General features: G+C 46.1%; 8 protein-coding genes and 1 tRNA gene. 5 read left to right on the top strand and 4 right to left on the bottom strand.

The features are described 5' to 3' along the window. Window positions 1-2 precede the first annotated feature (2 nt). Window positions 3-335, top strand: coding sequence for a bacillithiol system redox-active protein YtxJ (gene ytxJ, locus SCB77_RS14105; RefSeq protein WP_320182652.1), 333 nt, complete (start codon window positions 3-5; stop codon window positions 333-335). On the opposite strand, the gene SCB77_RS14100 is transcribed toward ytxJ, so the two are convergent. Then, complete coding sequence (locus tag SCB77_RS14100; RefSeq protein WP_320182651.1) at window positions 322-2,811, bottom strand: family 20 glycosylhydrolase; 2,490 nt, start codon at window positions 2,809-2,811, stop codon at window positions 322-324. The genes ytxJ and SCB77_RS14100 overlap by 14 nt on opposite strands. Before the next feature lie 126 nt (window positions 2,812-2,937). Here SCB77_RS14100 and SCB77_RS14095 point away from each other — a divergent pair. The 4 genes from SCB77_RS14095 to SCB77_RS14080 all read left to right on the top strand — a co-directional run bounded on the left by SCB77_RS14095 (window position 2,938) and on the right by SCB77_RS14080 (window position 10,450). Next, window positions 2,938-3,009 (top strand) — tRNA-Glu (locus SCB77_RS14095). Window positions 3,010-3,472: 463 nt separating this feature from the next. Further along, window positions 3,473-6,502, top strand: a complete 3,030-nt coding sequence (locus tag SCB77_RS14090; RefSeq protein ID WP_320182650.1) for a SusC/RagA family TonB-linked outer membrane protein — start codon at window positions 3,473-3,475, stop codon at window positions 6,500-6,502. Window positions 6,503-6,517: 15 nt separating this feature from the next. Next, complete coding sequence (locus SCB77_RS14085; protein ID WP_320182649.1) at window positions 6,518-7,927, top strand: RagB/SusD family nutrient uptake outer membrane protein; 1,410 nt, start codon at window positions 6,518-6,520, stop codon at window positions 7,925-7,927. Between the two features lie 18 nt (window positions 7,928-7,945). Beyond that, window positions 7,946-10,450 (top strand): M14 metallopeptidase family protein, encoded by a 2,505-nt coding sequence (locus SCB77_RS14080; RefSeq protein ID WP_320182648.1) that lies wholly within the window; start codon window positions 7,946-7,948, stop codon window positions 10,448-10,450. A 186-nt stretch (window positions 10,451-10,636) separates the two neighbouring features. On the opposite strand, the gene SCB77_RS14075 is transcribed toward SCB77_RS14080, so the two are convergent. From SCB77_RS14075 to SCB77_RS14065, 3 genes are all read right to left on the bottom strand, one after another. Beyond that, window positions 10,637-11,563: a TIGR01777 family oxidoreductase gene (locus tag SCB77_RS14075; RefSeq protein ID WP_320182647.1), complete on the bottom strand. Its 927-nt coding sequence runs from the start codon at window positions 11,561-11,563 to the stop codon at window positions 10,637-10,639. A 1-nt stretch (window position 11,564) separates the two neighbouring features. Continuing rightward, window positions 11,565-12,392, bottom strand: a complete 828-nt coding sequence (locus tag SCB77_RS14070) for a thiol-disulfide oxidoreductase DCC family protein (RefSeq protein ID WP_320182646.1) — start codon at window positions 12,390-12,392, stop codon at window positions 11,565-11,567. A 68-nt stretch (window positions 12,393-12,460) separates the two neighbouring features. Continuing rightward, the gene (locus SCB77_RS14065; protein ID WP_320182645.1) at window positions 12,461-12,967 is read right to left on the bottom strand and encodes a GbsR/MarR family transcriptional regulator; all 507 of its coding nucleotides are present in this window, start codon (window positions 12,965-12,967) and stop codon (window positions 12,461-12,463) included. Window positions 12,968-13,054: the final 87 nt, after the last annotated feature.

The following is a 13,054-nucleotide window of genomic DNA, read 5'->3' as shown; positions in this document are numbered from 1 at the left end:
TCATGAGCTGGAAACCCCTAACCGAGCAAGCGCAACTTGAAGAACTTGCCGCATCAAATCAACCTTTTTTGGTCTTTAAACATAGTACCCGTTGCCCAGTCAGCAGCATGGCGAAAAGAAGCGTTGAATATGATTTCGATTTACTGCCGGAAGGCCTTTCGCTGTACTACTTAGATCTTATTCAATTTCGGACACTGTCCAATTATATTGCCGAAAAATGGCAGGTAAGACATGAGTCTCCCCAGCTGTTACTGCTACAGGGAGACTCCTGTTTATACCATGCGTCACATCAGGATATTGAGCTCAAAGACGTGCTTTCCGCTATTTCTGAATAACGGAAACCGTTCCTTGACGGCCATCGGCGTCCAATACCACAAAGCTATACACCTGACCTGCTTTTAGCTCGATTGGTGCGTTGTAGCGTAAGCTGCTGAGGGTAGGAACCGTGCCGTCTGTGCTGTAGTAAATCGGAAATCCAGCATACTCCACATTAGCGTGTAATTTGCCATTGATTTCCTTTACGCCTACCGCCGGCAACCTAAACTTAACCGTCTTCGCTATCTTTGGTAGCTCCACTTGGCTAACCTTGTTCAAAAACTCACTATAGTCCTTGTTAAACGTATTGACATCAAATTTGGCATCATCTTCATAAGCTTTCCGCTGCGCCCAGGCACGTTCGGCCAGCGAAAACAAACGCGGAAAGACCATATAGTCCAGCCGGTCGCCCGTCACCACCGTTTCGGCCCATAGTCCTCCTTTTACACCTAAAAGGTTAGATTTGCCCTTCTCGTTTAAGCGTTTCTTGGCATTAAAATGCCCTTTCTCGAATTTAGCACCATTTACACTATGCCCAATGGATGCAAAGAAATTTTCTGGCAAAAAGGTGTACGACTGATACAGATCGGCATAAGAAGCCCATTTGAGTCCGGGTTCCTCAAAATTCGTATCCCACGCCATATCAAAATAATTGTTGTTTGCACTGATGTAAACCGTGGGGTAGCCCGCGTTGGCCAGTCGATAAGCCAAATCTTCCTGCCCTCCGCCAACCAGGTTGTTCCACACATCCAATTGTATATTGGCCGAGGCTAGTTCTTGGTTCACTTCCATGCCCTTGCCCTTGTTCACCATACCCATCTCTTCCCATCCCGCAAGCTGCAATCCTTTTTCTTGGCAAAGCTTATTTACTTTCGCAATGTAGTAAGGCCAGACTTCATACACCGATTTCATGCCCGTACTGTCCATCAATTGTTTAATCTTAGGCGATTTCTCCCAAGAGCCGTTAGGCACCTCATCACCGCCTAGGGAGACCTTCTGAAGTGTCAGCCCTGCTGCGGCATACATGCTTTTAAATTCATCCAACACGACGCCAATAAAAGTATATACGGAAGGTAGCGCCACGTTCATCACATTGTCGTTCCAGTATTGGGCCGAGCTGTATACGGATTGATCTTCAAAATCGTGCAATAGATACTTCTCGGCCTCTTTCCTGTCTCCTTTTGCCAAGAAACTCTGGTAGCGCGCTTCCATCGCCTTGATCGAGGCACGGGCATGCCCTGGTGTTTCGATCTCGGGCACCACCGTGATGTGCCTTTGATTAGCGTAACGAAGAATTTCGATAAAATCCTGGCGGGATAGAAAATGTCCGGATGTAGCACCTGAACCAGAACCATACGAAGGTTGAATACCGCTTCCTGTGATACCGAATGCGGCAGTACGATTGGCTCCTACCGCGGTTAATTCGGGCAATGCAGCGATTTCTATACGCCAACCTTCATCATCGATAAAATGAAAATGAAACGTATTAATCTTATAATGCGATAGGAGGTCGATGTACTTTAATATGGTGGCCTTATCCTTAAAGTTACGGGAGATATCCAACATAAATCCCCGATAGGCATAACGCGGTTCATCTTTGATATCGACCAAAGGTAGCGTTAAGGCACCGCTATCAAACGCCTTGGGTGCAATAAGGGAACGTAGCGATTGTAGGGCATAAAATACCCCTGCCCCTTCACTGGCTTCGATCAGCACGCCATCCTTGTTCACGCGTAGTGCATATGCTTCTTTACCATAGCCCGTAGCTTTTTTCACTTGAACCTTGGCCTTTTTCTCTTCAGCGCCAATGAAAGTAAGCTGCCCAAACATGGTTGCGAATGTCTGCAGATTGCTCATCTCCGACTGGAAAGCCGGATCCACCCAGTAGGAAATTGCCCCCTCTAACACAAGCTGCCCCTGCTGCTCCTTGATCGATTTAGGCGTAGGCAACACCGGTTTGCGCGCTGTGGATACCTGACGGGATGCGTTCTTATCATACAACTTAGCCCAATATAGCGTTTGTTCGTTCGCATCCGGTTTAATTGCCGTGGCATGCAACGATAGCGGACTCACGACATCCGGATTGGATCGATCCTGCAAATAGAAGCCATTGGGCACATTAGACACGTTCAAGATGGGATACTTCGACGCATAGGAAAGTTGCAGGGAATCCTGCGGTTGTATCTGCACATTGTCCGCGAAGCGGATGCGGAACAGGTTTCCGTTTTCATCACTCAGCGTATAGCTGGTTGCCTGGCGCTCGTCAATGGGAAATATTGCGTTGAACCAAAGGTCTGCATTTTTCAGATCAACAACCTGCGTTCCTGTGTTCTTTAATACCAAGTTCAGCTCCAGATTATCCTTTCCATTGTAGGATGCGGCTTTACGCCAGTGCAGCGATATTGGGGATTGCGCAACCTGACCGTAAGCAGCACAACCAACACCCGCAAAACACAGCGAAGCGATTGTTGTGCATATTTTATTTTTTATTTTCATGTTTATGGATGTGTTCAGTCGTTTGTGTAGCCTAAAAATACCTTATTTTTTTAAATTATACTTTTTTTAAAAATTATTTTGGATAATAGATTATCCTTTCTATATTTGCACACCGAAACACAAAAAGGCCCGTTCGTCTAGGGGTTAGGACGCAAGATTTTCATTCTTGAAACAGGGGTTCGATTCCCCTACGGGCTACAGAAATCAAAGTCAAAACATACAAAAGCCTGCAAACACAACGTTTGCAGGCTTTTTGTTTTTTACGACATATCGGTTTTTTCAAAAATTCCCATAAAACTAGCGCGTAAATTGGCGCGTCAGCTCACGGTAAACAATGTTCACTTTCTGTTGACGATTTACAACAACAAATCGTTCAAATGCTTTTCGACTCCACTAAAAATTCAACCTTGGCGAGAGATATGGAGAGAACCCTACGATTTTGCATTTCGTAAGGCTTTCAAAGATGAAAAAATTTTATATTTTTTATGAAATAAACACAATAAAACCATTTAAAAAATGAAATTTTAACATAAAAAGCTTTTAAAAATATTGCATTTGTCATTTTTTTAAGTTAAATATGTAAACATTAACCATTAAAATCATTTATAATGATATAATATCAGGTTAAGCAAACAAATTACACTAACTAAACCACTAAACAATGAAACAGACACTACTGCTAGCAGCATTTTGCTGTCTTTTTTTGCAAACTTTTGCTCAGACCAAAGTAAAAGGTGTAATAAAAGATCAAAATGGAAAACCCATAGCTGGCGCAACAATCAAAGAGAAGGGCACCAATCGGGCAACATCCAGCGATAGCGAAGGCTCCTTTGAGATCGACATTAATGCCGAAAACCGCAACCTCACCATTCTAGCCATTGGCTACCAAACGCTTGAGCTCAGCCCCGCGCAAGTTAGCGCAGGCATCACCTTGACACCTGCTAATAGCGACCTCGAGGAGGTTATTGTAGTAGGTTTTGGTACCTCGATCAAAAAAGACTTGACTGGCAATATCGCGCGCATCAAAGGTGAAGATATTGAAGGCATGCCCGTCGCCAACCTCACATCGACCCTACAGGGTCGTGCAGCCGGCGTACAGGTAGAGGCCAATAGTGGTAAAGTCGGCGAAGGAGTAAAAGTACGTGTCCGCGGCTCCGGCTCGCTTAGTGCGTCCAACTCACCGCTTTACGTGGTTGATGGTATCCCCATTGCTGATGAGGGTATTTCATCCAATGCCCTAACCGACATCAACTTCAATGATATCGAAAGTTTCGAAATCTTAAAAGATGCATCCGCAGCGGCCATCTACGGATCACGCGCTGCCAACGGCGTAGTCTTGATTACGACTAAAAAAGGAAAATCAGGCAAAACAAAATTCAACTTCAATTCACAATATGGTAAAAACAGTGCGACAGGTCATCGTAAATTCTTAAATGCCGCACAGTACGTCGAGCTGATCCGCGAAGCTGCGATCAACTCGGATAATATCGACGGTATTGATCCCCTAGCCCCAAGTCAATATGAAGATTCTTGGTTAGAATACGTAGAAGGCCGATTAGATCGCTATTCGGGCTGGTCAGACTGGCGCAATTTGGAAACCGACACCGATTGGGAATCCCTCGCTTTTAATAAAGACGCCCAAAACAAAACTATGGATCTCAATGCATCGGGCGGTAACGAAAACACCCGTTTTTATGCAAGCGGTAGCTATACCGATCAAGACGGTATCTTAATCAACAACTACTTCAAACGATTCAGCGGTCGCTTAAACCTCGATCACAACATCAGCGAGCGCTTGAAAATCGGGTTAAACTTAGGCTTAAGCAAAACCAATGTCAACCGCGTCGCCGAAGACAATGCATTCACCACACCACTGCAATTAGTCGCCATGGCACCCATTACGCCTACCCACGATTTAGATGGCAACCTATACAACACACCTACCACCTCTTATTATAATGGTCTGTTAGAGATCAACGAAGTGACGCGTGGCACCGAAAGCTTCCGCAACTTGGGCAATGCGTTCTTAGATTACAACATTATCGATCACTTAAAATTTCGCACGGAATTTGGCATAGATATACAAAACCAAACGATGAACTATTGGGCTAGCCCGCTTTCCGAAACGGGAACAGGTATCAACGGCTACGCAGAGTCGGAATGGTTCAAAGCGATCAACTACAATACCAACAATTACTTTACCTACAGCAACATCTTTGCCGATAAGCATAGCTTTGATGCCACCTTGGGCATGTCTTACCAAGAATACAATGATGAGTACATCTTCGTGGAAGGCCAAGATTTCCCAGCGCGCCAATTGCGCAGACTAGCCAGTGCCGGAGAGATTACCGGTGGTAGCACCTCGGCCAATCGGTACAATTACCTTTCTTATTTTGCACGGGCAAACTACAAGTTCAATGAGCGTTACCTTTTGAGTTTAAGTGGTCGTTTTGATGGTTCCTCCAAATTTGGCGTCGACAATCGCTATGGTTTCTTCCCGGCTGTATCTGGCGGTTGGATTCTTTCTGAAGAAGGCTTCTGGAAAGATAACGCCACGGTCAATTTCTTCAAGATCCGCGGTAGCTGGGGGCTCACCGGTAATGCCGATGGCTTTGGCAACTTTGCTCACATGGGTTTATTTAACGGCACCAAATACAATAGCGGTTCCGCTTTAATCACCTCACAACTGGCCAATGCCGCTTTAAAATGGGAAAAGTCCAATCAGGTCGACATCGGGATTGACTTCGGTTTGTTTGAGAGCCGCCTAAGCGGTGAGTTGGATTATTATGTCCGCAATACTAATGATCTGATCTATAATGTACCCGTACCGGGTACATCCGGTTTTGCTACGCAGACGGTCAACGTAGGCTCCATGCAAAACAAAGGTGTAGAATTGGTTTTAAACTCTACCAATATCACTAACGGCAATTTTAAATGGACAAGCAGTTTCAACATTGCTTACAATAAAAACAAGATCACTAGACTAGATGGCAACAGTGATCTTATACCCGGCAATGATGGCCGCTTCCTCAACTCTTTGATCGTAGGCGAATCTATTGGTATATTCTACGGTCCTGAATATGCCGGTGTAGATCCTGAAAATGGCGATGCCTTGTTTTACAAAGAAGACCGCACGACCACCAACGACATGAGCGAAGCCGGCAATTTTATTGTGGGCGATCCCAATCCTGATTTTATCGGTGGCTTAACCAATACCTTTGCATACAAAGGCTTTGATCTGTCATTTCTATTACAAGGCGTATTTGGCAACCAGATAATCAATGGTGCCGGCGCCTTTATGTCGTCCAGCATGGATTGGTTTGATAACCAAACGGTCGACCAATTGCGTCGCTGGCAAAATCCCGGCGATATCACCGATATGCCACAAGTACGCTTCAACTACGGCAACAGCTCCAATGCTTCTAGCCGCCACGTCGAAGATGGTGATTACGTACGCCTAAAAAATGTCACGTTTGGCTATAAACTTCCAGCCAGCGCTCTAGAAAGATTACGCATTAGCAATGCCCGCATTTTCCTATCGGGGGTAAACCTGCTCACCTTTACCAAGTATACCGGCTGGGATCCGGAAGTCAATGCAGACTATCGCTCTACCAACCGCAACCAAGGTGCAGATTTCTACTCGGCACCGCAGATCAAAACATGGACAGTAGGTTTAAACATTGGATTTTAAAAAACAACACAAATCATGAAAATCAACTATAAAAATATATTTTTCGCCTTGGCTACCAGCGTTACCTTATGGAGCTGCGGCGATAAACTAAATATCGAGCCCGAGCAGTCAATACGCGAAGAAGTAGCGCTCAACTCGGATGAAAATGTCAAACGCGCCTTATCCGGTGCATACAATGAACTTAGCGAAGAATACTTCTATGGGGGCGTGGTACAATTACTCTCCGAGTTGTTAACCTCCACCAGCGAGATCCGCTGGGAAGGCACGTTCAGTCAACCACGCGAGGTGTACAATAAAAACATGCTCGCAACCAACTCCTTTGTTACTAACCTCTGGCTGCAGGGTTACGATGCGATCAATATTGCCAACAATGTATTGGGCGCGTTAACCATCGTCAACGAAGAAGATCGTGATGTGGTCGAAGGCCAAGCCTTATTCGTGCGCGGTATTGCGCATTTCGAATTGGTGCGCTTATTTGCCAAGCCCTACAGCAGCGGGAGCATCAGCAGCAACCCTGGCGTACCACTTAAGCTGACCGCTACACGCGAAATCGATGAAGAAAGCTACCTGCCACGTGCCAGCGTAGAAGAGGTGTACACCCAAATCATCAACGATCTTACTACCGCCGAGTCCCTACTAGAAAACAGCGGTGAGTTTGCTTATGGTCAGAAGACCGCCGCAGCAGCCATCTTATCGCGGGTATACCTGCAAATGGAAAATTACGCAGAAGCCCGCGATGCAGCCAATCGCGCGATAGACTATGGTCGATTTGCGGTTGGGAGTTCCTACGCCAGAACGTTCAACAGTGGCAAGATCAATAGCACCGATCCCGATGCTGTCTCCAGCGATGGTATTTTTCAAATGCCCGTTAGCGCACAAGATGGCGCCAACGTTATGCATACCTACTGGTCTATCACAGCCTACGGCGCACGTGCTGGCGACGTGGTCGTGCTACCTGCACACCTTGCCCTATACGACCAAAGCGTAGACGCCGGCGGCGCTTACCTTGACCATCGTTTGGCCCTCTTCTACCGAGGCGAAGGAAACGACATTGGCACCGGCGATTGGCGATCAGGAAAATGGAAATTCTTAAATAGTAACCTTTCTATTGTGCGCCTCTCCGAAATGTACCTTACCCGTGCTGAGTGTAATTTCCGTTTAGGAACCAGCGTAGGCGCTACAGCTTTGGCCGATATTAACTATATTCGGGAGCGGCATACAGCCCTACCAAATTTAACAACGGTAGATCTGAACCGCATCTTGCTTGAGCGCAGGCTCGAACTGGCACACGAAGGCCAAGGCATTCACGATATCAAACGCCTGAAAGGCTCGGTAGATGGGACCGCTTACGACGATCGTTCCCTCCTTTTACCGATACCGCAACGCGAGATCGATGCATCCAATGGCGTATTGGTACAGAACTAAGCACAACAACACATATACATGAAACTAACCGCTTTATTTTTAACTTTTTTTCTCACACAATTGGGCTTTGCCCAACTGAAAACACCTGAACAGTTTCTGGGCTATCCGGTTGGCACCAAGGTAACCCCACACTGGAAAATTATTGATTATTACAAGCACGTACAGGAAAACGCCCCTTCAAAAATGAAGATGCAATCCTACGGCCAGTCCAACGAGGGTAGACCGCTTTATGTAGCCTTTATATCTTCCGAGAAAAACATCAGCAATCTGGAGAACATCCGCAGTAACAACCTACGTTTGGCCAAGGTACTGAGCGACCAAAATGCGAGCGAGCAGCAGCCCGCCATCGTATGGATGAGCTACAATGTGCACGGTAATGAGATCTCATCGGCCGAAGCATCCATGCTTACGCTGTATGATCTAATCAATCCCAGCAATAGCAAGGCGAGTGGCTGGCTAGATAAAACCTTGGTTATCTTAGACCCTTGTTTAAATCCAGATGGCACCGAGCGCTATATCAACTGGTACAATGGTGTAGTCGGCAAAAATTACAACCCCTCCACCTTCGCGCGCGAGCGCAACGAGCCTTGGCCAGGTGGGCGCTACAACCATTACTATTTTGATCTCAACCGCGATTGGGCTTGGCAAACACAAGCCGAAAGCCAACAGCGCGTAGCGATCTACAACAGCTGGTACCCGCATATCCATGTCGATTTTCATGAGCAGGGAGTCAATTCGCCGTATTACTTCCCGCCAGCGGCCGAGCCTTTTCACGAGGTTATCACCCCTTGGCAACGGTCGTTCCAAGGCGTAATCGGCAAGCACAATGCCGCTTATTTTGACGAACGGGGTTGGCTTTATTTCACCAAAGAAAGCTTCGATCTATTTTATCCTTCTTATGGAGACACCTATCCCACCTATTCGGGCGCTATCGGTATGACCTACGAGCAAGCCGGCAACACCGCCGGTGGCCTTGGGGTATTGACCAACGATTTGGACACCTTAACACTGGTTGATCGTGCCAAGCACCATCATGCTTCTGGCATTAACGCTGTGGAGGTCGTGGCCGATCATGCCGTCGAGGTGGTTAAAGAATTTAAAAAATTCTTTAACGATGCAAGCGAAGGCAAACTATCTTCTTACGCTACCTATGTTATCAAATACAAAGAAAGCGAGCGAAGCAAGATCAACGCCCTGCGCAGCCTCTTGCAGAAAAACGGCATCCAATATTACGCGGGCAGCGGCGCTGTAAAAGGCTATGATTACGCCAGCAAAAAGGAAGCTAGTCATACTCTGGCCGCCAAAGACCTCGTGGTGCCGGGCAGCCAGCCAAAAGCTGCGCTAATCCGCGTATTGTTTGAGCCCGAAGCCAAATTGGTAGATTCCATTACCTACGATATCACCTCTTGGTCTATTCCTTACGTCTACGGCTTAGACGCCATTGCTTCCCGTGCCAATATCAGTAAGCTCACGGCTTACCCGGTTGATTCTATTAAAAACACGGTAGACAACAGCTACGCCTATGCTGTAAAATGGGAAGGTTTCTCCAGCGCGCAATTTGCAGCCGCGTTGTTGAAAGCAAAAGTACAGCTCAAAATATCCGAAGAGCCTTTTGCTGTCAACGGCACCGACTTTCCTCGTGGCTCGTTGATCATCCTGAACCAAGCGAATAGCAAAGTTGCTGGTTTCAAAGAACTGCTCGTGAGCACAGCAAACAAGCATCAAGTACAACTACATCAAGTGAAATCAGGCATTGTGGATAAGGGAAAAGATTTTGGCAGCTCGAAGGTTCGGTCTATCAAAGCGCCTAAAGTCGTAATGCTGGCTGGCGAAGGCTTGCGGGCCATGAATGTGGGCGAGGTATGGCATTATTTCGATCAGCAGCTTGACTACCCTATCACCTTAGTCAACCTGACGGATGTAGGTCGTATCAAGTGGAACGAAGTTGATGCCTTGATTCTACCCAATGGCAATTATCCTTTCTTAAAAGACAAAGCACAGGGCGATAAGCTGGGCGACTGGGTACGTGCCGGTGGTAAGGTCATCGCATTGGAATCGGCCGTTGATCAGGTCCGATCTTTATCTTGGTCAAAACTCGAAGCTATCAAGAAAGACAGTACCGATAAAAAGAAAACCCCCGCACTTCCGTTATATGCTGACCGTACGCGCAGCGAAATGACGAAGAGTGTGAGTGGTGCCATTTACCGGGTCACAATAGATAAAACGCATCCCTTGATGTATGGTTATGAAAACTACTACAGCTTGAAGCAAGACGAAAAGATCTATCCATATTTCAAAGAAGGCGAAGGCGGATGGAACGTCGGCTACCTGAAAGAGAATGCCCTAATGAGTGGCTTTGTTGGAAGCAAACTGAGCAAGAAAATGCAAAACGGCCTTATTTTCGGCGTAGAATCCGTTGGTCGAGGCTCCGTGGTTTACTTAACAGACAATATCCTTTTCCGCAATTTTTGGGAGAATGGCAAGCTGATAATGGCCAACAGTATTTTCCAAGTCGGCAATTAGCCAATTTCTATTTCCCAGTGCAACCGCTCTACTTGATTATCGGGCGGCTGCGCTGGATTTTCATTTAATATTATCAACGGTCACATATTTACGGGTTCATTTATACCGTCAAATGCTCCTCAAAGTCATGCTGCCATATGCTACCTTTATACCGCAAAACAGCCCAATAAGGCGAGCAAAAACCAATCAATTCTTGATGTTTCGTAAATCCTGCAGCGCATGCGCTGTTTGCGAATAGAGGAAAGGATAACCCCCATCCATGAGTCTTTTGGGCATCACCCATCTACTTTTCAAAATCAGCTCCGTTTCAGTGCCAATAAGCTTCGCCCCAATTTCGAGCAGCCATGCAGGTGAAGGCAGCCCAAATGGAATTTGGTAAGCACGCCGCAGCATATCCATGAATTGCACATTCTTTACCGGTTCTGGTGCGACAGCATTGATAGGTCCCTCCATCTGCTCTTGCTTCATCAGCCATTCTGTACATGCTGCAGCATCCTGTTCGTGTATCCAAGAAACATATTGCTGACCGTTGCCTTGCTTTCCTCCCAATCCGCATCTCGCTAAATTGAGCAGTCTCGGGAAAGCTCCACCGCTATGCCCTAGCACGATGCCCATGCGCAAAGCAATCTTTCGCGTGTGCGGCGTGTCGGTTTCAAAGAAAACCTCCTCCCAGCGGCGACATACATCTACGGAGAAACCCTGCCCTATTTCTCCATTTTCCTCGTCCTGCGAACGATCTTCGGCATGCCGGTAAATCGTTGCCGAAGTCACGTTGATCCACAATTTTGGTGGGTTCTCCAGTTTGGCGACCGCCTCTCCCAAAAGCGCTGTAGGGATTACTCTCGAACGTATAATTTTAGCTTTATTGCTTTCCGTATAGCTGCAGTTTACATTTTTGCCACACAAATTAATCAATAGATCAGCTCCGTTCAACTGTCCCTCCCATGCACCTGCAGTACAGCCATCCCAAAGTACAGTTTTTATATTTCCATTAGGGGCTTTGTCTTTCCTCGCCAGAATAACGACTTCCTTGGCCCGCGAGCTATAGTAATTGGCCAACACACCGCCGAGGTAACCATTACCTCCGGCTAATACGATCTTGTTGTACTCCATGCTAGTTGAATAGTAAAAGAATGAATAAAAGAACCAGTATACGATACAGCACCCAAGTGCTCGTCAATACCCATCCGAGGTTCAGCAATCTACTTCTACGAATATGTTCCAACAACATGAGGCCCGCAACACCCATAAACCAAGCCACATAAAACAACGGATGAAGGTGTAGCCAATTTGCCAAAAGCATAGCTGGTAACAATAACAGTGCACCGGCAAATGAAATTGTCATCATATTGCCTAGATAATCCCAGCGCTTATCAGGCCGTATGAAACTAATAAAGACACCTTGAAAAAATAGCTGTCCGCCACAGATGAGATATTCCCGATAGGCCGCTCCTTGGGGCAGTAGTTCCTGCATCAAGGGCGCATAAGCGGACAGGATAAACGATGTAAGCAGCCATGTGAAAAGCAGGTAAGCCAGCCGGTAGTGGAGCTTAAAGGTAGGTTGCAGTTCAAATTCATGCGTTGTAGCGGACGCTGGAATAATCACCCTTCTATTGAAAGAAATAAATCCATAAAGCTTGCTCATAAGCCAAATAAATGGTCGAAACAAAAACAACGGTCTGAGCAAAGGAAACGAGCTACCTATAATTTTAAACAGACTGCCTATGCCGTAGGTCACTTCTCCCGTTTCCTGATTCACGAGCGCAATCTCGTTTACCGCTCGTTGTCTATCCAGCATCGGGCAAGCTGCCGCCGGAAGATCTTGATAGGCGCTTCGCCCTTCTTTATCCAGCATCCCAGTCCCTACAAATGCCTGTGTATACAGCCGGCACATCGGACACTCGGCATCGAAAAGGATAAGGTGATTTTTAAGTGTTTTCATAACAATATATATTTATACTTATTGTATTTTCAGAAAATAATGAAACATTGAGAGCAAAAAAGAATATTCTATTTGAATATTTTAAAAATTGATCCCCAAAACCAATTCTCCTCTGCCTTAAACATGGTATCCAATGTTTTATCCACATTGCTCGCCAATTTATTGATATCGGTGATCGACTTATGGAATGTTTTATAATCCGGATCGTTCATATCTCCTTCCACTTTTTTCAACTCATCCAAGACCCGCAATACCGGATCCAGCTCTCTCTTTCTCCGCTCCTTGGCTACTTGGCGGGCAATATTCCAAGTATTCTTATCCGCATAAAAATACTCTTTTCGCTCGCCTGCCTTATGTTGCTTTTCAATCAGTCCCCAACCGATTAAATCGCGCAAAGTCATATTGGCATTCCCTCTGGAAATACTTAAGGTTTCCATAACCTCTTCCGTCGTCAGTGCTTCCGGAGAAATTAAAAGTAGCGCATGCACTTGTGCCATCGTACGGTTGACGCCCCACTCCGACCCCAACTTACCCCATGTCTCTATAAATTTCTTTTTTGCATCTGCTAGTTCCATACAACAAACATACAACAAAAAATCAAACTTTCAAAACATACTGAAAGTTTGATAAAAATAATAACCCTATATATCAATCAACAGAAG

Origin of the sequence: Sphingobacterium bambusae (genome assembly GCF_033955345.1) — a bacterium.
In the GTDB taxonomy this organism is placed as follows: Bacteria; Bacteroidota; Bacteroidia; order Sphingobacteriales; family Sphingobacteriaceae; genus Sphingobacterium; species Sphingobacterium bambusae.
Note: the sequence above shows the minus strand (reverse complement) of the source record. Positions and strands in the feature narration are given on the sequence as shown.

Bases quoted from the DNA above. Each gene is read 5' to 3' on its own strand.
- ytxJ (WP_320182652.1), top strand. From the start codon at position 3: ATGAGCTGGAAACCCCTAACCGAGCAAGCGCAACTTGAAGAACTTGCC.
- SCB77_RS14100 (WP_320182651.1), bottom strand. From the start codon at position 2,811: ATGAAAATAAAAAATAAAATATGCACAACAATCGCTTCGCTGTGTTTT.
- SCB77_RS14090 (WP_320182650.1), top strand. From the start codon at position 3,473: ATGAAACAGACACTACTGCTAGCAGCATTTTGCTGTCTTTTTTTGCAA.
- SCB77_RS14085 (WP_320182649.1), top strand. From the start codon at position 6,518: ATGAAAATCAACTATAAAAATATATTTTTCGCCTTGGCTACCAGCGTT.
- SCB77_RS14080 (WP_320182648.1), top strand. From the start codon at position 7,946: ATGAAACTAACCGCTTTATTTTTAACTTTTTTTCTCACACAATTGGGC.
- SCB77_RS14075 (WP_320182647.1), bottom strand. From the start codon at position 11,563: ATGGAGTACAACAAGATCGTATTAGCCGGAGGTAATGGTTACCTCGGC.
- SCB77_RS14070 (WP_320182646.1), bottom strand. From the start codon at position 12,392: ATGAAAACACTTAAAAATCACCTTATCCTTTTCGATGCCGAGTGTCCG.
- SCB77_RS14065 (WP_320182645.1), bottom strand. From the start codon at position 12,967: ATGGAACTAGCAGATGCAAAAAAGAAATTTATAGAGACATGGGGTAAG.